Below are 23,427 nucleotides of genomic sequence, written 5' to 3'. Positions count from 1 at the left end.
TCCACTCAATTGCTTAAAATACCGTTTTATCCCCCTCCTCCTCAAGAACTTCCACAAGCGTCCTCTTGGAAAGTTCCACCAGAAACGGGCTTTCTTTGTTCCGATAATAGGCCAATGCAATGAGCGCCCATGACAGGGCCCATCCCTTGGCCCGCAGCCAGCTGGCCTCATCTATGTGGGCAGCGGTAAAAAACGCCTGTCGGTTCGCGCCGGAGAATAAGGTCCATGCGGCCATCAGATCTACAGCCGGATCACCAGCGGCGCACAGGCCAAAGTCGATGACGGCTGTAAGACGCCCGTTCTTTGCCAGAAGGTTCCCCACCAGCAAATCTCCATGAACCCAGCGAGGCGCTAGGTTCCACTTGGGTGCACCCAAGCAGTGCTCCCAGATCACGAGAAGGTGTTTGACATCGTAAAGGTCTTCAAGCTGCTGCATTGCTTGGCGCACAAGGGCGTCACGCACCATCAAGGGGCTCCCGCGAAAGTGGTTTTCCGCCCCAGCCGGCGGCCCGTCAGCGGTGTCAAGGTGCCAAAGCTCGCGTAAAAAGCCCGCCAGATCTATTGCGAGTTGCGGCTGGTCAGAAACATTTTCAGCGCTAGCGCTCACCCCGTCTATCCAGTTCAGCACCACCCAAGGGCAAGGATAGCGCCCCTCCGGCCTGCCCAGCGCATATATGTGCGGAACCTCCCAGCTCATGCCTTGGAAGCGCCCCAGCACCTGTAATTCCCGTCGCAGCCCCTTGGCACACGCGGGCGAACGCGGCAGGCGCAAGCATTTGTCCTGCCCGCAGCGAAACAGGAAATTATCGGTACCGGTGGAGTGAACCCGTTGCAGGGGTAGGCCCGCAAGCTCCGGCATTTGAGAGGCCAGCAGGCCTTGAGCCACCTGCGTACTCATGGCAAGCTCATCAGGGTGAATTGGGGTATCACGCATTTTTCGTTCTTGCTTTAAACAGCACTACATGTGGCACGAGACTGCGGCGATTTCACAGAGGTTTCCAAGGATTATTTTGACAAAAAAACCACTTGCCTATAAAAGTTGCATATACAATAGTTAACCAGATATAATTGCAAAGTTCTGGATAAAAACAAGCCCCAATTTCCAGAGTAACGCGCAACCTTCATTGTTAATCTTCAATACCGTGTTCCCCTTGATTGATGCACACATAGAGTTTTAGAGAAAAACTATCAAAACGGGCGTGTCCTTATGTCCCGTGCGAAGGTGGCGTGCACGGGTGAGCTCCATTCCCCACTCACCCTGAGCCACTGTAAAGCCCTCAGCCAACAAGGCATACGGCATTCTGATCGGCGGTTACTTTATTCATAAAGTTACGATGCTCTAATCAGTCTGCCGGACTAAGTTGCGGCACGAGTTTTGACATTGTCAAAGTCGCGCCAGCCTCCGCTTCTATTGAAAGCCAACGACTGTTCATCCAGTTCAATGCATCAGTTCGAATAACGTAATTCATCAAAGAGGCTTCATTTTGCAGGTCTTCGGAAGCCGTGAGAAAATCCGACCACCACGGGATCAGCGTCCCAAGCACGCCAGCGTCGGACGGCCCTGTTCCCAACGCCAATTGCAAAGCCGTTCCTATTTGTTCAGGAGTTGGATTTTCATCGTGGCCTGCAGCCATTAGCTCACCCTCTACAATATCGGTCAGCCAAGCCACCGCAGCAACGCGAGGGGGCGGGTTTATGTCCGGACTGTCCTCAGTGGTCGGAGCGCTTTGAAAACTAGGGGGTATTCTGGAGACAAAAGTCGTTCGGTAGAGAACACGCCAACAGCCGTTTTCTGCGATACTCGTCTCCCGTAATGCCGCAGCATTCGGACTATTTGACAGGGCCAGCCAGACCGGGTCCACAACTTGCGCAAAGAACATGTTGAAAGCATCATGGCTGGGCGGAAGGTACATGGACATGAACCGGTAGCTATCGACTTTTCCGGGAGCTGCATTTGTCTCATAACCGGCAAAGGCTTCGTTTTGAACGATAGGTTTGTTGAGCCAGCCGTCCGCGTCCACTGATGCAGATAGCGCAAATCCGCGATCCCGGGCGCGGGATTTTTCCGCCGTCACCGTTACCGAAGTATCGAAGGTCGCGTCCGCACCGCCATGCACACCAGGGGCTTCAAACTCGAAGCCCAATTTTATCTGGCCTGCCGTCTCGGTTAAACCCGCATAATTCTCGGAATAGGTATTGGCCAGCTGGGTTTCCTCACTGTGATACCCCCCTCCAGCAGTCCAGACATATGTATTGACGATCGAGCGTTTATTTACATCGCTTGTCCAGTTGTAGGACGGATCATCTGAAACAGCGTCATTTTTAAATCGCTCCAACCCCGTTTCGCTTGCAAAGCGGCTTGCTCGGTAGGTGCTGACGTCAAAGGAATCGTAGTAAGTCTGGGCCTCGGCTTCAATTCTTTCCGCTTCTCGTTTGAGCGCATAGGCCTCAACAGGTCTGAAGAAACTCGGCGTGTTTTCCGGCAGCTCCTTTAACCCGATTTTACCATCCAGTGAGCCTGTCTGAATATAGGCCGGATTCAGTGGAAAATCTATGAGATTGACATCGGGCGGGATGTCCTCGGAGGGGACAACGGTCAACTTCACCGTCGTGTCGGTTCCTTTGAGTTGGCTGGAATACAAGTCCGCCGTCAAGGATTTAACAAGGGCATATCCAACACTGTCAGTGATGAAACGCCTGCCTGTTGTTTGATTAAACACCTCACCCTCGGCCTCCCACACGCCAGCGGGCGCCAGACTGTCAGAAAACGTATCCATGGAGCCGATTGACAGGCCTGCGTTTTCACTAGAGCCCCATTTGAACGAGAAGGCATCGCTGAAGGTGATTTTGGACTTGATCTTGACGGGTTCAACCTGAACCTCGGCGCCAATACCGGCAGAAGTACCCGCAACAGTTTCAAATGCGGGCCCTAGTTTAGGCTCGACCTTGAAAGCATAATCCTGACTTTCGCTGGCAGAAAAGCCATAGGAGACCCCCGAGGTTTGTGTCAGGGCAACCTTGGTAATACCCACATACTTGAAATAGGTTCCAACGGTCAGGTAATAGGGGCTGGTTTGATTTTCTGAGGGAATAGGAGGCGCGCCTTCAATGAAGCCTATCAAACTCGGGCGGGTTTGAACCTGCCCCACATGGACTGTGTCCAGATCTCCCACTTTAAAGCCGCTGACGGTCAGGAGCCCATTGGGTTCAAAGCCGCTGGTGGGGGCCATATAGGCCCGCTTCATAACGCTGAACAGGTTTCCAGAAGAATCCCGTTGCAGATCGCTGTATTCCACGGCAGTTGGAGAACCACTGATATTCCGGTTCAGCCGGTTTTCCACGCCGCCAAGCACATTCAAAACCTCTGGGGCTTCATTACTGACAGGAGCACCTTGGGCAGACCAAACTCCACTAAGGCTTCCTGTCACGGTTCCGGTGTTTCCTCGCCCAGTAAAATCAGTAATTACAGAACCGGATCCATTGTCGAATTTCCAATAGCCCTCCAGATTGGTCTCTGCCCCTGTAAGAAGCCGGAACATGCTGTCACTGATCTGCTCTTCCGTCAGCTCCACACTCCACAACCGCAAATCATCAATGTAACCCGAGAACCCAGCGTAAGGTACTGATGCCGCCAAGTTCGCATTCGACACGACGAACTGATCATCCGCACCATATCCTCCCATTGATTTGATGGAAATTTCGCTTAGTGCAGAGGCTTCACCATTGACGTAGAGCGATATACGGCCTGTATCGTTCTGATACAGCCACATTTCATTGCTGGTGAGCGTCGCGTTTGCCACTTTCTCCTGATCTTGAGCCGTTTTGCCGCTCATCTCTTCAAAAGACCAAAATGACACCATCCCCGTTTGCCCATCCGGGGCCCAGCGGCTTGCATAGGCATTGGCGACGAGGCCGGCAGTCATAGTTGTTTGCCAGACACGGACTTGAGCTATCCACCCGTCAAACGGCTGCGCGCCGCTTCCATCCCGCCCCATGTAAAAAATATTATCCGATGAGGACAATGTAATACTGTCATCGAAGTCAGACTTTTCATAGGTTTGAGCGAGTTCGCCATTCAGATAAACCTTTAAGATCAGCTGATACTGGATCTTTTGCTCGCCTTGCAGGTCTGTCGTTGGATTGACAACCGCTGTATAAGCCGTGGCCGCAATGTATGTTGCGGTACTGGCCGGTGCAATGCCACTGCTGTCTGGACTGGTCGATACCTGAAAACTTCCCAGATTTGTCGACACTTCAAAGGTAATTGTCCCGTTGGCTTCCCGCCGCAGAATATAAGAACCCTGACGGGCGATAAGTCCTTGTGGATTGGCATTGTTCGCAGACGGATTTATCCATGTCTCCAAACTCAATTCCGCTCCGGGGCTCAGTGCGCTGGATGTACCTGCCTCGGCCCACCACCCGTCTTGGGTCTGTAACGCATTGCCGATTGAATATGTTAACGCAAATTGCGACCAACCAAGCAAAGGCGAGCTAGAGGCCAGCATTGCCCGCTCCGCAACTCCTGCCATTGGCAACCGATAAAGACCCTTACCAGCTTGCCAACTTGGATTACTTTCACCTTGAATGGAAACATTCAGTGTATCGCCGCCGCTTGAAACATTGGCAATTTTTAAACCACTCCCCTCTGTAAACAGGTACCTTGCACCCAAGTCAGGGGAGCTGTTGGAAAGTGGACGGGTTGCAGATTCAATCATCTCCTCGTTGGTCAAAGCGCGGCGCCAAATGGACCCTTCATTAATGTAGACCGCATTTTGGCCCTGACTCGTATCCCCAAAGAAACACTGCCCAAGTCTGATATCACTATCGAGGTTCGAGATCGTGCCAGCAACTGCAGCCCCTCCATCGACAGAGAGGCGCAAAGACATTGTGCCATTGTCCGTTGTAAATGCGAGCGAAACATAATGCCACTCACCCGGCGCAAGCGCGGTGGGCCAGCTTGCAACAGCCGTACCGCCCGAATCCAGAACCTCGATTGTATTATCCGAATTCAACCGGACCTTAAAAACAACCGTTGACGCACCGATGACATTCATGCTGCCGATATACCCGGTATATCCCCCAAGCACACCGATACGCCATTCCATTGTACCTGCACCTTGCGCCATGGTGACCCCTTGATAGATGCGGGTCGTTGGCGTGAGCTTCAAAGTAGCCGAGGGTTTTGTTCCAACCATCCATTTGAAGACACGGGTGGGAAACTCCGGAGTACCAGTGCGTTGGTAGGTGATTACGCGGTCAATATCGCTGGTTATCGGCGCTTGTGTTAGAGGCTGTTTCAGCCATCCCTCCACCGAAAAGTCTCCGGCAGGTGCCAGTGCAGGGGCAAGAGGAGCCGACATATCCCATGTTACCGTCGTCGTGGATGCCGAAATATTCAAAGCAAAAGGTGGTGCAATTCTTATCCATCCGCCATTTGTCCCTTGGATAGACAGGTTGGCCGTTCCGCCAGTCTGGTGCGCCGTATCCTGAACGATGGGAACCGCGCCATTGCTTGCCTGCGAAGTGGAAATTCCAAACAGAGTTGAGCCCCGGCGTAGCGGGTTTGACGAACTGCCTTGGGCACCTACTCCTTCAAGGTGGGCAGATTGAAGAATGGTGGCCGCCTTGGAAACAGGTGCACCGACAACCAAATCACGCTGTTCGCCGCCAGATTGAATTATGCGCAGCATGGCAGCTCCGCCAAGCATGTCAGCTTTTAGGAGAGACGTCGTCGGCATGTCGGAAAGTGTTGCAATTGGACCGGACGCCAGCAACATAAGGTTTTCGTTTAGCGTCTGACGATCTCCAGAGGACAGATTGGAATAGTCATAGGAAGACGATGTACCGTTCAAGACATCAACGACACTCGCCAAGTCGCGGGGAACATCCTTGAAACTGGCTGATTTGTCTGCATTGCCGATTTTGGCACCCCAAGTGACATTCGCTTGGTCGGCTTTTGTAGCCTTTGAAACCTTAAAGCTCACATCAGACACACCGGCTTTGCCAAGAAAGAGCAGGCTGGGGCTGTCCAACCCATTACCCGGCGGGTTCAATTGCCAAATACTCTGGTCCCCGGCATCCCCGTAACTGTCTGTGGGGGTGTAGTCGTAAGTCTCTGACACTCCGGAAAGTACAGAGAGTAACTTTTGGGAGGTGGGCGGAACATCTACCCATTTTTGAGAGAAAGGCACCGATGGTGAGTTGTCCCACAGCATCGGCTGATAGGTGAGTATAAGATCCAGCGCTCCGTTATTTTCGGTGATATCCACCTTCGTTAGCGGGCAACTCTCGGGAAACAGGCTGATCAGAACCAAAACGGCCTCCCAGAAGGCCTCACCCACTGGCAGCCTCACCTGAGGGAAAATCCCGTCATAATCGAAGAAGATAGTCCCACCTGCTCCAATTTCCGAGTTGGTTGGTTGGGCAACTGCATTTCCGTTTAGTGCGGCAACAAAGGCGTCGGCACGACGTGGAACACCCGTCCATGTTTCTTTGGCCCCGCCGGTTGTGCTTTCAAATATGACATCGCACAAGCCCGTATCACCGGAAGAGGCCGCTGAGACAGTCGTTGTCGCGGCATTCATCATGGTTCCGGTGCGTCTGGAGACATAGGAAACAATACCTGTTTGCTTCTCCCCCCCTTCGGATGTTGCAGTGGCCTTCCAGTCAGAGAGGAAGGATGCGCGTGCTGTCGAAGTGCTGAAATGAGCAACCTCGAATACACTATCCTCACCCCTTTGGTACAGGTGAAGGTATCCATCCGAACCCGATAGAAGTGAGGGCGTTTGTCCGGTCAACAGAAAATCGGCTAAGCCGAATTCGACCGTAAGGCCGTTACTATCAACATCAATTTGCCCCCCGCTGTCTGTTTGGAGCGGTGTTGCGGCTGCAACCAATGTTGCACCGCGGACGGTTCCAGGGTTTGCATTACCGGTATACGTGTCCGGTGTCGTAGGTGGATCTGCATTATAGTCAACAGCATCCAACGGCCATGTTCCGGCAATATCGCCATCAATGGAGATTTCCAGTTGGTCCAGTTCTCCAATATACCCGTCAGTTTGTCTGGCAATGCGTGTAATTGGTCCATTTGGCAATGACGCAGCGCTCGCTCCTGCCACGTTCACGGCGTCATCATTGATTAAAACTGAAAAAGTTCCACCAGCACCATCCGCCACAAACTCTGCCACAACATGGGTCCACGTATTCACAGGTGTCACCAGATCGGTGGTAATGGCTTCAACCGTAGCGCTTCCGGTTCCAAAGCCTATTGCAACCCGCCCGCCTTCAACCAAATCCAGATAGGGGCCGCGTGTCTTATCCGATTTGTCATCCCCAACCACCTGAACCCGATTGGGAAGGTTTCTGGTTGGTCGAAGCCAGATATCGATTTTATACCCGCCGGTAACATTTAAACTGTCATTCGAGTTTGGCAGCGTGACATCGGTACCGGACTTGAATGCCAAACAGTAGTTCGCCTGCGCCAGCGGCGGCAGCTTAAGCTTTGATTTTGGCCGGGCTAAAGTACCTTGTGTCGCAACCCCGAAATCCAGTAGGGCTGTACCCGCATTTTTGGAATCTGAAATCACCGGCTGCGCAAGTAGAACTCGTAGTTCGCGATTTAACTCGGATTCGCCACTGGAGGTGACGTGGCGTTCGCGCCGTGCATAAAGAACAGTTGCAGGACCAGCCGTTGCGCTCAAGGCGTTCCCCGCTTCATCCTGCAACTCTATCGTGTTCGTGGGTGAAATCGTGTAGTCACTATTGATCGTAGTGCCTGACAGGTCAAAAATAGCCGCATCCGTAGATGGAATTGCATAGTGCTTGATTGTCCCCGAACTGGCTATTGTCGTGAAAATATGCCAAATCCGTCCACCTATTGAGGGCGATGAGGTTGCAGTAACCGTAAACCGTCCCTCCTCCAGTCCTGACACAAACGAGAGGTCATAGGTTGGCTCAATATAGGGCTCTCCGTCAGCATTCAAACTGCTTTGCGGATCGCGTGTACTGTCAGCATAGGCATATCGTCCAGTTTCCCGAAAGCGGACCTCTGAAGCGGGCATTAAGATAAGCGGCGCTTCTCCTTGGTCATTGGGCTTGTCCCGGGTCAGTCGAAAACGGTTAAACCATAAAGTGTTCGTGGTGCTTTGCCGAAATAAATAGATAAACTCGTTATCTGCCCAAGCAGCAAAAGGTGCATCGGCAGTCTGCAGACCCGGAATCATACCCAGTTCAGCATCCACAAGCGCCATGCCCGCCGGTCGCAACCATGTTGGAAACACCAATTCGGTAAATCCGGACCAGTCTAGAGCATCACTGCTGGAATCGATGTCAAGATCGAGAATATTGTACCACAGGCTATCACAGTGAGTTTGAGTTGTGGTACGGGCGAGTGCCACCACGGTTCCCTGACACGTGATCAAGCGTACATCTTTAAATTGACGTTGTACCATAGAACACACTCCTTAAACTTCTGCGAAGAGTACGATTGCGCATGCCCGGCCAGACCGCTTGAGCTGTGGTGAGTTTCAGCGGTTTGGACAGGCCAAATAATGTTTAATGATGGCAGGATTGAAGGCTATAAATGCCCTCAACCCTCTCTCTTTCAATTAGCAGCAGGCGTTGGCAACCCGTCCGACTCTGCTGTCCAGCGTCGTATGGCGACCAAGAACGTATGCCCGGGGCACATCGGACCCAAACCACGCACGCAGTGCATCAATTTCATGAGTGGCTAAGGATAAACGCCGGATATCCATTGACCGGTTGTAAACGTCTTGGTGAGAATTGGAGGGTGTCGTAAATGTGAAATAGGTGAGTTCCAATTTAAAGTCACCAGTAGGTGGCTTACCATTTGAGTAGTACTGATAGACAATATCCGCATTAAAATTAGCAGGAACCAAGCTTTGGAGGCCAGCTTGAAAGTTTGGCTGATTGTCTGGAACCGTTGTTTTTTGAAGGACCAAAGGCGGGTTAGGACCCTGTTTTGATGTACTGAACGCGACTTCCGAACCGCCTGGTGCGCCGGTCACGCTGATCTGCACATAGGTTTGATCTTCAGTTGTGCCTTGAGAAAAGTTCAAGACCTTTTCAATGATACCAGCGCCGTCACCCAAAGCAATATTACGCCAACCCACATTTGGATTTTGACCGACATAATTTCTCAGTCCCCCAACATCATTGATGCTGGATTCTGTTGGCAACGGGTTGGGGTTATCCGGTGTTACAACACGGGACACCATGCAGTAGTGATCATTTTGAATTGCATCCGGTGTCCAGATATAAGGCTCTTCGGTCACAAATATTCCATCTGACGCCAAATTCGTGAACTTGATATCTTGATCACCGCTCTCGTTGGCCAGAACATTTTCAGTCCAAAAAGATGGATACATGAGCAATGAGGCTTTGGAGTAGTAAAGATTTACATGCCCGCTTTGAGCGGCATTCTTCAAGTTCTTTGCACGTAAATACACATAGTTTCTAATGCCGGGCGTCAGGGCCCTGTTCCAGGTTTGATCATAGTTTTCGGAAAGATACGTACCTGGATTTGCAAGGGGTTCCGGCCCCCATGGTATGATGTCCGGACAGCTCGAACTGCCGTTGACCGGATAGGTTCCCTGATCATCGTCAAGGCTGTTTCGAAAATACACGTCATCCCAAGTTGCCATAATTAAACTCTCCGTTGAAATGCTTCTTAAAAAGTCAGGGTCTGCTCACCGATCCGAACCATCTGAGGTGGAGTTCTCTCTGCAGTTTCATCCTTGGGAACTGAAGGGCTTACAGATACGGAAGCGCCACTTTTGGGCATGGCAGAAGGTTCAAAAGAGAGCTTCAGCAATAAAGTTCCAGTGTAATCACCGGCTAATTCAACCGTTGTGCTTGTAATGAAATTTTGCTGGGTAACCTTCACAGGCCCAAGCTTTATAGTGGGCGGATTTTCATCACTAACAAGCGTGATATATCCACCGATTGGGTATTTACTATTACAGGCAACCAAAAACTGTACTGCCCGCTCACCGTCACTCCATTTGGTCGCGAGGTTTCCCGTCAAAACCACATCGCTGTCCGGAGGATCTGATGGGCTACTCGCCGACAAATTCGTCGTCTGATAGCCGGTTTCTTCTTCAGTCGTAACTTCTACTTGGCCCATGGTCACATTTTCAATTGACCCAAGTACACTACTGGCATTTAAAGTAGTTTTATATGCCGCAGAGGAAAAAATATAAGAACCCAAATCACTCATATTGATATTCCCATGTTAATAACTATTAAAATTTACTATTTATATTTATTATGATTCCAACAAGGCAATACTATTACTTGCAGTAGATACGTCAAGCTTTACTAACAATATCTCTACTATATCTTTTTAACTAATTATTATTACTTAATAAGTTTTAGGGAGTGAAATTTAACACTTCAGAAACAGACTTTTCAGACCAAGACAGGGATGCCACGCACGCCCTTCCCCCTACTATAGTGAAGGTTCCACTCACACTGGATGAGCGGGATCTGGATCTGTTGAACGAAATCAAGCCGATCTCAACCAGATAGGCCTACCAAAAGCCGTAGTGGGTCAGGTCAACTCCGCTTATTATTGCTGAAACACTCCTGGGAAGGACCCATTTTCAGAGCCTGTAGATGATTAATATTGACATATCGAGATATTGCGATATATGGATTTGCATTGAAACCGATATGGAAATACCTCTTATGTATAACGCCCTGTTTGAGCCTGTTAAACTTGGAACACTGACGCTAAAAAACCGCTTCGTATTACCCCCACTCACTCGCAGTCGCTCTACACAACCAGGAAATGTACCTAACCAACTAATGGCGGAGTACTACTCCCAGCGCACTAGTGCAGGATTGGTAATTACAGAAGCAACTCAAGTTGAGCCACGCGGTCAAGGCTACGCCTGGACTCCCGGCATTCATACTCAGGAACAAATTGAGGGTTGGAAATTAGTAACAAAAGCGGTGCATGAACAAGGTGAGAAAATTTTCATGCAACTTTGGCACGTTGGCCGCGTTTCTCATAGGTCGTTTCAGCCGAACGGCGCAGCACCCGTTGCTCCATCGGCAATCAAAGCAGAAAAAGTGAAAGTTTTCGTTGAAACAGGCCCCGATGAAGGTGCACTTGTTGAACCGTCAGAGCCAAGAGCGCTTCATCTCGAAGAGATCACCGAAATTGTAGGTTTTTACAAACAAGCCGCAAACAATGCGCTTGAAGCTGGGTTTGATGGCATAGAAATTCACTCTGCAAACGGTTATTTGATTAATCAGTTTATGTCAGAACTATCAAATAAGAGAACTGACAAATATGGTGGTAGTCTCGAAAATCGACTGCGTTTATTGAAAGAAATTACTGAAGCTGTCGCTGGAGTGTTTGGCCCTGACAGAGTTGGTGTTCGTTTCTCTCCACTTTTTGAAACAACAGACGAAGACCGCTTTTATCTAGGTCTTGTTGAGAGCAACCCACACGAAACCTACATTACTGCAGCAAAAATGCTCAATGAGATGAAGCTGGGATATCTATCGATTGCCGAAGCAGATTGGGAAAACGCCCCACATCTACCGGAAAGTTTCTACAAAGAATTGCGTGAAAATTTCAAGGGCCTACTAATGTATGCGGGGAAATATACTGCTGATAAGGCTGAGATGATGCTGAAAAAAGGCTACGGCGATATCTTCGGTTTTGGGCGTCCTTATATGGCAAACCCGGACTTGCCCTCCAGGATTCAAAAAGGGCACCCATTAAACATGCTGGATAGCAATACTCTGTTTGGTGGCGGTCAAGCTGGCTATACTGACTACGCAGAATATGGTGAAACTATCGAGAACGTATAAAGATATTCTTTACAAGCTAAACAGACTAATCTTAATTAGGCTCGTCTTTTTTTGGATACCTGTTGAACGATTATGAACGATATAACAACGATGCTTAAAGCCATCAATAATCCAGTTCGAATGGAGATACTCCATTGGCTGAGAGATCCAAAGGCAAACTTTGATGTTGCCGATCAGCTAGTGGATGCAGATGTTGAGGGTGTATGTGTCAGTATCATTCAAGAAAAAACACAGCTATCCCAATCCACAATCTCTTCTTATTTGGCTGTGCTACAACGCGCACAGCTTGTGACTTCAAAACGAATAGGCCCTTGGACCTACTACAAAAGAGACGGCAAGAACATTGATCTGTTCTTAGATAGCCTTAAAAAACACTTATAAGAATAGTGATGCCAAATACAAATAGCGCGACTTTTGCCGCGCTATTTTTGAATTCACATTCATGATTAAAGGTTAGAGTGAAGTCTTTTGAAACCTAGCCCAGAGTTACTTCTGGCTCACAAGCCGGTCGACAGCTGCGGCTGCTGAAAGGCAGACCCTATCTTGCAATTTGTGCATTCATGGGCAGATCATCCGAGTGTAGTCAGCACTAACCATATGTACACCGCACGCAATACACTATCCTTTCCATTGGGATATTGTGACCATATTCTCGTGACTTCCATTCGCTTCCTATTGATCAAAATCCACTTACTAAGTTAAATTGCATATACAATATTACTCAATTTACAATTGCGAATCTCAGGCCCAAAACAATGCCCTTATTTCCAGCATCCCAAGCAATATTCGTTGTCGATCTGCACTACAGGGTTCCCCTTGAGCAAGTGGATCCATTCATTGAAGCACACATTGCTTTTTTAAAAAACAATTATGCCAAGGGACTCTTCATAATGTCCGGCCCCAAAGTGCCGCGCACCGGAGGTGTCATCATCGCGCAATGCGAAAGCAAAGCGACATTGGAAGCCTGTCTTCAAGAAGACCCCTTCTACCTGAACGGTGTTGCTGACTATACGGTAAACGAATTCAAACCCTCCGCGTGGGGCCCGCAACTGGCCAAGCAGTCCTGACTACACTCAAGGTAAGCTACGGAACATGAAAGCGTATTGCCGAAAACGGAAGCTCTTAAGCCCTCACATCCACGCCCATGGCCAATAAAAGCATAGACTGGTCATCGGCGCCAATAATCATTCCTCGGTAGGATTTCAACCGCAACAGGTTCAGGCCCGTAAACTTTGCGGACCGCAAATCCGCATTGTTCATGGTCGCCCCATCAAGTTCTGCGCCCTCCAGAGTACTCTCCCTTAAATCAGCTTCAGTGAAATTACACCCCGTAAGATCCGCGTTGAAAAGATTAGTTTTTCCAAACTCGCAGCTTTCAAAACTCAGCGAACTCAGGGCGCTAAAGCTCAAATCACATCCTCTAAAAGCCACCTGATTCAAAACTGTTTTTCTTGAAAAACTTCTTGAGAAGTTACAGCGCTCCCACCGTCCCCCTTGCATCTTGCAGCTCTCAAACAAGGCGCCATAAAGCTCGCAGCCTTCCATGCTCACCAATTGCAGATCACAGTTTATAAACTGCACCTCATGCATATCACAGAGCCGGAAAACCGGCCCGCTCTTCACCTGTTTCTCATAGAAACGGCAGTTCTCGAAAACTGTTTCTTTCAGCTCGCAAGAGCTCAAGCATATGGCGGGAAGGTCACAATCATTCCAGCGGGTGAGCGAAAGATCAACATCCATAAGCCTGCTCCCCGCCGAAAGTAGGCACTGGTTAAAAACCGCGCCCTCAAGCTCCATAGACCCAAGATCAATATCACTCAGGTCCACCCCCTCAAACGGGCCGCCACTTTCAAGCCGCAGTTCAAATTCTTTCCTAGTCAGTTTAACTTTATCAAGCTTCAATATAACACCATCCCCCCTTGCCCCTCAGTTTCCCCGCCAAGGCAATCTCCTCTTTCATAAGCTACCAGAAAACAGGCACGTTCTTATGATGGAGATCAACACTCATCTGCCTTACCATGAAAGGGGATAGACTCGAGCACTCCTACTGAGCCTACGGTGAAATTTTGATAATGTCGCGATTGTTTACGTCCTGAACCGGACGAGCGTTATGTTTTGGCATCAAGGCAACGAGTCTGGAAATCTGCTCTGGCGAAAAAGTAATCGGCTCCTCCATAACCCGCCACTTCACTTGCTCAAGACATGGCGGCGTCGTCAAAGATCCATTAAAAGAATAGTGGGCTGAACTGGGAGGAAGAAATTCACTCACATTCACCGGCCCTTCCACTTTGTGCGACTTGATAAGAGGCTCAAGCGGGGCTGCATCTAAAATGGCTGAAATAGCAGGGTTCGCTTTGCCACTTTCCACCATCACTCCAATAACTGCCAGTTTTCCCGCAGCACTTTTGTGCACCAGATGTACTTCTACAGGATACTGTTTTCCATCAATCCTATTTTCACTTGGAGCATGGAAATGTATCTGTACCAGTTTGTACTTGGTTCCACTCACAGTGATGGCATCATTGCCCGAGGCGTTGAACTGTATGGTATGGCCATTATTTTTCACCGTGCCTGTGACTGGTTTCAGATCAAACGCCAAGTCGGATTTGGAGGTGGTTTCCGTTGTTGTGATATTAATGGGCGACTGCCGCTTCCCCTCCTTACACAGGTGATTTTCGTCTTTCAAAGCCCCCCAATAAGCAGGTCCGGTATCCCCCGTGTAGCTCCAGATATCGCCTGAACCTGCACCATTTGCCACAGCCGCAAACATACCAGATCCAAGTATAGCTAGAGCACCAAAACAGACAATAAGCGCCTTCATTTTTTACCTTCCCAAAGGCCATTCCAACTTTCTAAAGCAAAGCCTTTTGGGCATCACTTCACCCAGAAAACGTGTCACGATCAAGGCTACCGCCGCAACTTCCATCATTTACAACTTATAGCCTCTTAATGTGCAGTGGGGTCATTTGACAGGTCACCCCCTTCTGCTCCTTATCAAGTAAGGCCTATGGCAAAGGACAGAACCGGCACCGCCCTCCTAAAACCGCATATTTGTGAATGGGATTGCAATTTTCAGCTCAGTTGTGACAAAATCGAGCGCCCGCAAGATTCGGCTGGCAAGCAAATTAATTGCCTATGTTTTAAAGCACTATTATTTTGAAATTTGGATAAAAAATTGCAAAGCTCAAACGCCTTTCCCCTTTCCATTCGCCGTTTCCAACTCATACTAGCAGGGATTTTTCCTGCGGCTTTAGGTGAGTGGCTGGATTTCACCATCCTTGGAATCCTGATCGTCTATGAGTGGGGCATGGGCGTGGAGGCGCTGGCGTCTATTGTTCTAGCCATTGCAGCTCCCCGCGTTTTACTGGGCCTTTTTGTGGGGTCATTGGTGGATCGCAGGCCGCCCCGTCAAATGCTCTTGCTCACCATTGGTCTACGGGCCATCGGCATGGTGGCCATTGCCCTTTTCGGCAGCACCCTTGCCATTCTCATTCCGCTTTTGATGTTTCAAAGTGTTTTGGGTGGGGCTCTGTCTCCTGCCAGCCAAAAGCTCATTCGCGCGGCAGTGCCTGAAAAAGCACTCTCCCTTGCCGTCAGCTACTCCCAGATCACCATGCAAATCTGCAAGATCATCGGCCCGGTTGTGGGGGCAAGCGTTGCTGCCATGTTTGGCGCTCAGCTCGGTTTCTTTATGGTGGCCGCCCTGTTCTTTTTATCAACACTTGTGTTTGCGTTTATTCCCTTTCCGCAGGCTAATGGAGAAGAGGCAAGCAATCTCACTGCCATGGCACCTGTGCGAGAGGCCGTTGCTGTTCTCAAGCACCTGAAAGACAATCGCCTTGTTGGCAATGTGCTCCTGCTCATGAGCTTGGCCATGGCCTTTATCTTCCTGTTTGACCATTACATCGTCGTTTTGCTGAAAGAGCGCGGACTGTCAGAACAGGCCTTTGGTATCTGTGTGGCGGTTGGCGGCGCTGGCAATGTTTTTGGAGCTGCCGTTATTGGCCGCCTGCCCGCCCGTCATCAACGTGCACCCATTTTGCTGGGTATCCTGCTGTCCGGTGTGGTGCTTAGCCAGATCGGCCAACCAGCAATGGCCTTTATGCTGGAAGAAGCTGGAGCCTATTTCCTGTTCACTCTCTTCGGAATTACGGGGGGCGCTGCTCTGGTGGGCTGTGACATTCTTCTGGTCACCCATTCGCAAAGCAATTATCTGGGCCGTGTCATGTCCCTCAACGACATGATCCAAACATCCGCCGCATTCCTGTTTCCTCCCCTTGGCGCCCTGCTCATCAGCTTTTATGGCACTTCGGCCCCCTTTATGGTTTCATCCGCGGGGCTTCTTCTCACAGCCGCAGCCGGTGCCTATCTGCTTCCCTCCCTTAAAGCACGGGAGGTGGAAGAATCGGCTTCCCCGCAAGCGCCTTAAAGAGCGCTTGTCATCGGGGCATCATGCAGGCCAAAACACTATTAACTGAACTGCTCTCGCAATACGTTCTTTTGCACCTTGCCCATGGTGTTTCGAGGAAGTTCATCCAAAAGTTCATAGTGGGCGGGACATTTAAACCGCGCCAGCTTTTGCGCCAAACCAGAGGCGATTGCCTCCACATCCGGTTTTTCCTTAGCCTGCGGCACAAGGATTGCGACGATCTTCTCACCCAGATCAGTATCAGGAACACCAATAACAGCACTTTCCAAAACCCCGGGCATAGTGTCCAGCATCATCTCAACTTCTTTCGGGTAGATGTTGTAGCCCCCCGCGATGATCAGATCTTTATTGCGCCCGACAATGTGCAGATAGCCATCCTTGTCAACCTTGCCCAGATCTCCCGTGATGAAGAACCCGTCAGGGCGCAACTCTTCCTTGGTTTTCTCTAGCATCTGCCAATAGCCTACGAAAACATTGGGGCCACGCACCTCTATCATGCCAATATCCCCGTCAGTAACAGAGGCCCCAGTATCCGGATCTGTGATTTTTATCTCTACACCCGGCAAGGGAAATCCCACAGTTCCAGCCCGGCGCTCCCCCTCATAGGGGTTTGAGGTATTCATATTGGTCTCGGTCATGCCATAGCGTTCCAGAATCCGGTGCCCTGTACGGGCCTCAAATTCCACGTGTATTGCCTCCAGTAAAGGCGCACTGCCAGAAATAAACAGGCGCATGTGGGCTGTGGCCGCACGGGTGAGACGGGGGTCGGAAAGCAGGCGGGTATAAAAGGTGGGAACGCCCATCATGACCGTGCAATGGGGTAAAACCTTTAAAATATGCTCCAGACTAAAGCGCGGTAAAAGAACGATTGAAGCACCGCTTAACAGCGCTACATTGGTCGCTACAAACAGGCCGTGGGAATGGAATACCGGCAGCGCATGCAACAATACATCCCGCTCGCTAAAGCGCCAGTATTGCGCCAAAGCCTTGGCATTGGACAGCAGGTTATCATGGGTGAGCATGGCTCCCTTGGAGCGGCCAGTGGTGCCCGATGTGTAAAGAAATGCCGCCAAGTCGGAGCCGGAGCGGGCGACAGTTTCAAAGATTTCATCTTTGCCCTCCGCGTTGTTTGCAAAGCTTCCGCTTCCCTCTCCGGAAAGCCCGAATAAAGTGATATTGAGGCGGTTGGCAAGAGCATTGATGGCGGGATCATCAGGAGTGCCTGTCAAAAAAACTTTGGCCCCTGAATCCTCTAAAAAGTATCCAACTTCCTCCGGTGTATATGCAGTATTTAGGGGTAAAAATACAAAACCGGCCTGCAGGCACGCCGCATAAACAGCCAAAGCATGCTCGGATTTTTCAATCTGTACGCCAACCCGATCACCAACATTCAAGCCCGTGTCTTTTAGCGTGTGTGCATAGCGCGCCACCAAACGCAAAAAATCGCCATGGCTGATGATTGTGCCATTTACTAGAGTGATGAAGGGTGTTGTTTTACCGGCAAATCGTCCCAACAGACTATCATATAAAGTGTTGCCCATGCTTTCTCCCCAAAACACGCTGGAATCACATATGCAATAGTAACCGCTACGGCGTTATTTTCCTAACCTTACACCTTAAGCCTGCCACTCTCGGTGCCCACTTCAATTATAGTCAAGCTCTTCATGGATAATCAGGGTTACGCTGGCCTCTCCTGCTCTCTTGAAAAGAGGAACATTGGTTTGTCAAAAGGAACCCAAGCCCAAAGGATACCAAGCAGCAATAAAATACCTGAAAGACCCAACATAAATGCAAGTGGTTCCATATACTGTAAGCCCAGCGCTCCCAGCAAGGTCACTATAATGCCCGCATAAGCGGCGAAACTTTGCTTAAAGGTAGCAAGGGCAACGGGTAAGTTTCCTTCTTGTGCGTAGATAAACCCATTGGTGGAGACTTCAAACAGCACCCGTCCAATGGAGAGCACCATAAACACAAGCGGAATGCCTGCCCAATTTATATGATGAAACGGCAGCAGCACTGAAAGAGCCGCAAAGCCCACCGCACTCATCACCCAACTTGTAAGAACAAAACGTTTCGGAAACCCTTGTAATTTCGGGCTCACCTTCATCACATAAAGATTAAACACAGTTGCAGCCAGCGCGGAGGCGGACAGTGCCAAGGACAGTGTCAACTTGGGCACCCCATAGAAATTCAGCGCATAGGGCAACAGATTCGTAAACATCAGCGAAAGGCCATTTATGGCCAGAATACACGCCCCAAAGCCCGCGAGAAAGGCAGGGGAAATCCCAGCAGCTCTCATGCCCTCTGCGCACTCTTTTGTATGACGAGCAGAATCTGGCAACGGAAAAATGGCAAGAACAGGAAGGACTATTGCGGCTAGAAGCGAGCTCAAGAGGAAAACAGAAGCCTCCCCAAATTGAACAGAAAGAACCCCTCCAACTGCAGGCGCTCCAATTTTCGCAAACGTATTTAAAAGGTTCAAGGTAGACGCAAAACGGGTCGCCTCCCCCTCCCCCACTGACTTAACCGCGCCCGCGATAACGGGCTGCACAAAGCCAGCGGCAAACCCGCGTAAAAACAGCACCGGCAGCAAAAGATCCAGCGTATCCACCCAAATCAATGAGAGTGTGCACCCGATCCCTACCGTTGTTGCAGCCAGTAAAACCCTATTGGCTTTGACCCTCTGTAAGATGGAGGTGATCAACCTGCCCAAAACCGCTTGCGGTGCCAACATGGCAATGGCTACCAGTGCCACCCCAAGAACTGAAAGCTCCAGCTCATAGCCCACATAAGTGAGGATGGCGATTAAATCGATCCAGCCGCTTATGAACAAACAGGCCACAACAAAGAAAAAAGGTATTTGTTTCAAAATGATCTCTAACAATACTTGAGAAAGTTTCGCGGACTTTTAGCTACGCCGACTCAACTGGCAAGTAGGTTACACAAGATAGAACAAAACGAAAACATTTTAAAAGTCCTAATAGACTTTAAATGATTATGACCGTGCCTTTTCTCTAACAATTACATTGAGGGTTGCAACCAGCTTCGCACATTCTTCTGCTGTACCAATAGATATTCTGAGGTAGTTTTCTATGCGTTTTTTATTGAAGTGCCGAACCAGGATACCATGGTCACGCAACTCTTCGGCAATTTTTTCTGCATGAATACTGCAGTGGGATGCCAACAGGAAATTCGTCGCAGACGTGTGCACCTGAAACCCCAGCTGCATCAGATCTTTCGCCAGTTTTTCCCGCTCCTCGATCACAAGACGGCAGGTGTGCTCAAACCACTCCTTGTCATTCCACGCAGCAATTGCTCCAGCTTGAGCAAGGCAATCAAGGGGATAGGAGTTGAAACTGTTTTTGACCAGCTGCAAAGCCTCGATCAAATGTGGCTGTCCAACTGCAAAGCCAACGCGCAGCCCCGCAAGCCCCCGAGACTTGGAAAAGGTTTGCACCACCAGAAGGTTATCATAACTGGGTACAAGCGCCACCGCACTTTGCGTACCAAAGTCCACGTAGGCTTCATCCACCAGCACAAGCACATCCGAGTGGGCTTGCAGGAGTTCCTCAATATCTTGCAGGGACAAAGACTGGCCCGTAGGGGCATTGGGATTTGCAATAATCACGCCGCCAAACGGCCCAGTGTACGCTTTGGGCTGCACCAGTAAACTTTCATCTAGCGCTATTTCCTGATGCTTAATCCCATAGAGTTTACAATAGCTTTTGTAGAACCCGTAGGTGATGTCGGGAAAGGCGACGGGCTCTTTTTCGGTAAAGAAGGCATGGAATGCATGCCCCAGAACCTCGTCGCTTCCATTTCCCTCAAAGATGTAGTCAGCAGACAGATGAAACTGGGATGCTATTGCGCTTCGCAGCTCTATTGAGGCTGGTTCGGGATAAAGTTTCAAGCGCTCATCCGCCGCCTGCCGGATAGCCTCAAGTGCGCGGGGGGAAGGCCCGTAAGGGTGTTCATTGGTATTGAGTTTGATGAACTGTTGCTGTTTTGGCTGCTCCCCGGGCGTATAGGGCTCCAGTCGCTTTACAATCGGGCTCCAAAACCTGCTCATTCCAACAACCTTTCCCAATCTTTTTCCAACCGAAATTAAAAAAGCCCCGCCCGAAGACAGGCGAGGCCAATGCGCTCTTGAATAAAGAGGCCTTAGTCCACCTTGCGAACCGCGCCTTTGTCGGCGCTGGTTGCCATGGAGGCATAGGCGCGCAGGGCCGCGCTGACTTTGCGGGTACGCACTTCGGAAGGTTTCCATCCATCCGATCCCTTGGCGTTCATGACTTCGCCGCGCGCTGCCAGCTCTTCATCTGAGATAGCTATTTTGATGGAGCGGTTTGGAATGTCTATCTCGATGGTGTCGCCAGCTTCCACAAGAGCGATATTACCGCCCTCTGCTGCCTCTGGAGACACATGGCCGATGGAAAGGCCAGAGGTTCCCCCAGAAAAACGACCATCCGTAATCAAGGCGCAGGCTTTGCCCAGTCCCTTGGATTTCAGGTAACTGGTTGGATAGAGCATTTCCTGCATGCCCGGCCCCCCGCGAGGCCCTTCATAGCGAATGATAACCACGTCACCCGCTTCCACTTTACCGGTAAGAATACCGCTCACGGCACTGTCCTGACTTTCAAAAATCTTGGCGGGGCCGGAGAATTTCAAAATGCTCTCATCCACACCGGATGTCTTCACAATACATCCGTTGAGGGCAAGGTTACCGGAAAGAACAGCAAGACCGCCATCTTGCGAAAACGCATTTTCCTTGGAGCGTACAACACCGTTTTCGCGGTCATCATCTACGCCTTCCGCATAGCGGGAAGACTGGGAGAACGCCACCTGCGTCGGTACGCCGCCGGGCGCAGCGGAATAAAACTCACGCACATTCTCGCTTAAAGTACGCTTGATATCCCAGCGCTCAAGCGCATCGTTCATTGTGGGCGAGTGAACGGTGTAGGTGTCTGATTTGAGAAGCCCTGCCCGTTCCAGCTCACCAAGAATACCCATGATGCCGCCAGCACGGTGCACATCTTCCATATGCACGTTTTCGATATTTGGCGCGACCTTACAAAGCACCGGAACCTTGCGGGACAAGGCGTCGATGTGGTCCATGTTAAAGTCCAGTTCCCCCTCCTGCGCGGCGGCCAGCAAGTGCAGCACCGTATTGGTGGAGCCACCCATGGCGATGTCCAGCGTCATGGCATTGCAAAACGCATCGAACGAGGCAATAGAGCGCGGCAGAACGCTTTCATCATCTTGCTCGTAATAGCGCTTTGCCAGATCAACAATCAGGTGGCCCGCTTCCACAAACAGCTTTTCGCGATCAGAGTGGGTTGCCAGCACAGAGCCGTTACCCGGCAAGGACAGGCCCAGCGCTTCTGTCAGGCAGTTCATGGAGTTGGCGGTGAACATTCCAGAGCATGAGCCGCAGGTCGGGCAAGCGGAGCGCTCAATGGAGGAGACCTCTTCATCGGACATCTGGTCATCTGCCGCTGCCACCATGGCGTCCACCAGATCAAGCTTGCGCGCCTGACCATTGGCAAGGATCACCTTCCCCGCTTCCATAGGCCCGCCGGAGACGAAAACCGCCGGAATATTGATGCGCATGGCGGCCATGAGCATGCCCGGAGTGATCTTGTCACAGTTGGAAATGCAGACCATGGCATCAGCGCAGTGTGCATTCACCATATATTCCACGGAGTCCGCGATCAGTTCGCGTGATGGTAGGGAATACAGCATGCCGTCATGGCCCATGGCAATGCCGTCATCCACGGCAATGGTGTTAAACTCTTTTGCCACACCACCTGCTTTTTCAACTTCCCGCGCCACAAGCTGGCCCAGATCTTTCAAGTGCACATGGCCCGGAACGAACTGGGTGAACGAGTTGACAATCGCGATAATCGGCTTGCCAAAGTCACCATCTTTCATACCTGTTGCACGCCAGAGACCACGGGCTCCGGCCATATTGCGACCATGAGTGGATGTACGCGAACGATAGTTGGGCATTGTTTTCCTCAAGATTTTGGGCCACTGCGCATTGTGGCAGATACTCTACGTAGTTCTATAGGCAAATCACCATTTTTTCAAAGCCTACAACAGTTCTAAACAAAGGTGTACCCGCGAGTACGCCCTTACCCCCAACATCGCTTGAGCATTTCTCGCGGGTTTAGCTGCCTCCCTCAACCATGCGAGTGTGAAGTAGCTTGTCCCATTAAGAAGCCTATTTATTTTGTCCTTTCCAAGTCCTAGTATAAATAAAAAGGCTTGAGCCATGAAAAAAAGTCATAACACTCAAGAAGGAATACAAAGGACCTCCAACAACCGCGGCTTTACATTAAGCAACCTGTCAAAAACTAGCTTGGATTTCATTGAGTTCGCCAGCCATGCGACAAAGCCTTCTGTGGACATGGGCAGCGCATTCGGCATTGCCACAACCCCCCTTTTAAAGAAAAAGAAAAGCGTCTTTGCCTGTGACTTGTCTCCAGAACATCTTGAAATTCTAAGAGCTGAAACTCCAAGGGAACAGCTTCCCTTTCTAACGACTTTAACCGGCAGTTTTCCTGAGGATTTTGATTTTGAAAAGAACAGTATCGGCGCTATTCACTGTTCCCATCTGCTACATTTTTTGACAGGTGAAGAAGTTATGCTTGGCCTTTCCAAGTTCCGAGATTGGTTATGCAAAGAGGGAAAGTTGTTTTTAACAGCCGGTACCCCGAACCTCGTATTTCTTAGCGATTTTACAAAGGAATTTGAGAGACGAAAATTAAAGGTGGACTGGCCCGGAGAAATGCAGGCGCACGACATGGCGCAGTATGTCATGCAGGATTTTACCGAACTTATCGGGTCAGATGCCATGTATAATTACATCAATGTTTTCGACAGGGATATTTTGACCCGAATGCTCATGCGCTCCGGGTTTGAAATTGAGGAATTGGGGCTTTATACGCCAGATGTTTCAAAGGAGCTCCATACCTTGATGGGTGAAAATAGCCTTATTTATGCCATCGCCCATTGAGCATTCCTGCCGCCTAAAAGATAACAGACTGATATTCTTTAAAGTCTCCCGTTTCCAGATAAAAACTCCCCTTCTGGCCGTTAACAAACCCATAGGAAAAGCCTTTTCCCAATCCCCGTTCGTCTTTAGAAGTTAT

Annotated in this window: 16 protein-coding genes; 6 read left to right on the top strand and 10 right to left on the bottom strand. The window is 50.1% G+C overall.

Annotated elements, in window-relative coordinates; translation table 11 throughout:
• Positions 1-13: 13 nt before the first annotated feature.
• The 4 genes from P6574_RS07935 to P6574_RS07920 form a co-directional block, all read right to left on the bottom strand.
• Positions 14-934, bottom strand: coding sequence for an aminoglycoside phosphotransferase family protein (locus P6574_RS07935; RefSeq protein ID WP_310619812.1), 921 nt, complete (start codon positions 932-934; stop codon positions 14-16).
• Between the two features lie 409 nt (positions 935-1,343).
• Entirely contained in the window at positions 1,344-8,450 is a 7,107-nt protein-coding gene (locus tag P6574_RS07930; RefSeq protein WP_310619811.1) for a LamG-like jellyroll fold domain-containing protein, read from the bottom strand.
• Between the two features lie 156 nt (positions 8,451-8,606).
• Positions 8,607-9,662 carry a hypothetical protein gene (locus P6574_RS07925; protein WP_310619810.1) on the bottom strand — a complete coding sequence of 352 codons (1,056 nt, stop codon included), beginning with the start codon at positions 9,660-9,662 and terminating at the stop codon, positions 8,607-8,609.
• Positions 9,663-9,688: 26 nt separating this feature from the next.
• A complete protein-coding gene (locus P6574_RS07920) occupies positions 9,689-10,144 on the bottom strand; it encodes a hypothetical protein (protein ID WP_310619809.1) in 456 nt (151 codons plus the stop codon).
• A gap of 254 nt (positions 10,145-10,398) precedes the next feature.
• Here P6574_RS07920 and P6574_RS07915 point away from each other — a divergent pair, with 254 nt between their 5' ends.
• The 4 genes from P6574_RS07915 (at position 10,399) to P6574_RS07900 (ending at position 12,911) form a co-directional block, all read left to right on the top strand.
• The gene (locus P6574_RS07915; protein WP_310619808.1) at positions 10,399-10,548 is read left to right on the top strand and encodes a hypothetical protein; all 150 of its coding nucleotides are present in this window, start codon (positions 10,399-10,401) and stop codon (positions 10,546-10,548) included.
• Positions 10,549-10,692: 144 nt separating this feature from the next.
• Complete coding sequence (locus tag P6574_RS07910) at positions 10,693-11,844, top strand: alkene reductase (protein ID WP_310619807.1); 1,152 nt, start codon at positions 10,693-10,695, stop codon at positions 11,842-11,844.
• 90 nt (positions 11,845-11,934) lie between these two features.
• Entirely contained in the window at positions 11,935-12,225 is a 291-nt protein-coding gene (locus P6574_RS07905; RefSeq protein WP_310619806.1) for an ArsR/SmtB family transcription factor, read from the top strand.
• A gap of 374 nt (positions 12,226-12,599) precedes the next feature.
• Positions 12,600-12,911 carry a YciI family protein gene (locus P6574_RS07900; RefSeq protein WP_310619805.1) on the top strand — a complete coding sequence of 104 codons (312 nt, stop codon included), beginning with the start codon at positions 12,600-12,602 and terminating at the stop codon, positions 12,909-12,911.
• Between the two features lie 55 nt (positions 12,912-12,966).
• Here the strand turns inward: P6574_RS07900 and P6574_RS07895 are convergent, their stop codons facing one another.
• Together P6574_RS07895 and P6574_RS07890 are read right to left on the bottom strand one after the other, a co-directional pair.
• Complete coding sequence (locus tag P6574_RS07895) at positions 12,967-13,746, bottom strand: pentapeptide repeat-containing protein (RefSeq protein WP_310619804.1); 780 nt, start codon at positions 13,744-13,746, stop codon at positions 12,967-12,969.
• Positions 13,747-13,897: 151 nt separating this feature from the next.
• Positions 13,898-14,665 carry a carbonic anhydrase gene (locus P6574_RS07890; protein WP_310619803.1) on the bottom strand — a complete coding sequence of 256 codons (768 nt, stop codon included), beginning with the start codon at positions 14,663-14,665 and terminating at the stop codon, positions 13,898-13,900.
• 354 nt (positions 14,666-15,019) lie between these two features.
• On the opposite strand from P6574_RS07890, the gene P6574_RS07885 reads away from it, so the two are divergent.
• The gene (locus tag P6574_RS07885; RefSeq protein ID WP_310619802.1) at positions 15,020-16,273 is read left to right on the top strand and encodes an MFS transporter; all 1,254 of its coding nucleotides are present in this window, start codon (positions 15,020-15,022) and stop codon (positions 16,271-16,273) included.
• Between the two features lie 41 nt (positions 16,274-16,314).
• Here the strand turns inward: P6574_RS07885 and P6574_RS07880 are convergent, their stop codons facing one another.
• The 4 genes from P6574_RS07880 to ilvD all read right to left on the bottom strand — a co-directional run bounded on the left by P6574_RS07880 (position 16,315) and on the right by ilvD (position 22,282).
• On the bottom strand, positions 16,315-17,814 hold the full coding sequence (locus P6574_RS07880; RefSeq protein WP_310619801.1) for a malonate--CoA ligase: 1,500 nt from the start codon (positions 17,812-17,814) through the stop codon (positions 16,315-16,317).
• Between the two features lie 137 nt (positions 17,815-17,951).
• Positions 17,952-19,142: an MFS transporter gene (locus tag P6574_RS07875; RefSeq protein WP_310619800.1), complete on the bottom strand. Its 1,191-nt coding sequence runs from the start codon at positions 19,140-19,142 to the stop codon at positions 17,952-17,954.
• 126 nt (positions 19,143-19,268) lie between these two features.
• Complete coding sequence (gene hisC, locus P6574_RS07870; protein ID WP_310619799.1) at positions 19,269-20,342, bottom strand: histidinol-phosphate transaminase; 1,074 nt, start codon at positions 20,340-20,342, stop codon at positions 19,269-19,271.
• A gap of 92 nt (positions 20,343-20,434) precedes the next feature.
• Complete coding sequence (ilvD, locus tag P6574_RS07865; protein ID WP_310619798.1) at positions 20,435-22,282, bottom strand: dihydroxy-acid dehydratase; 1,848 nt, start codon at positions 22,280-22,282, stop codon at positions 20,435-20,437.
• A gap of 265 nt (positions 22,283-22,547) precedes the next feature.
• On the opposite strand from ilvD, the gene P6574_RS07860 reads away from it, so the two are divergent.
• Complete coding sequence (locus P6574_RS07860) at positions 22,548-23,291, top strand: class I SAM-dependent methyltransferase (protein WP_310619797.1); 744 nt, start codon at positions 22,548-22,550, stop codon at positions 23,289-23,291.
• The last annotated feature ends 136 nt before the right edge of the window (positions 23,292-23,427 follow it).

This window comes from Pseudovibrio sp. M1P-2-3 (genome assembly GCF_031501865.1).
GTDB classification, from domain to species: Bacteria; Pseudomonadota; Alphaproteobacteria; order Rhizobiales; family Stappiaceae; genus Pseudovibrio; species Pseudovibrio corallicola.
This window is presented reverse-complemented; position numbering and strand designations above follow the sequence as displayed.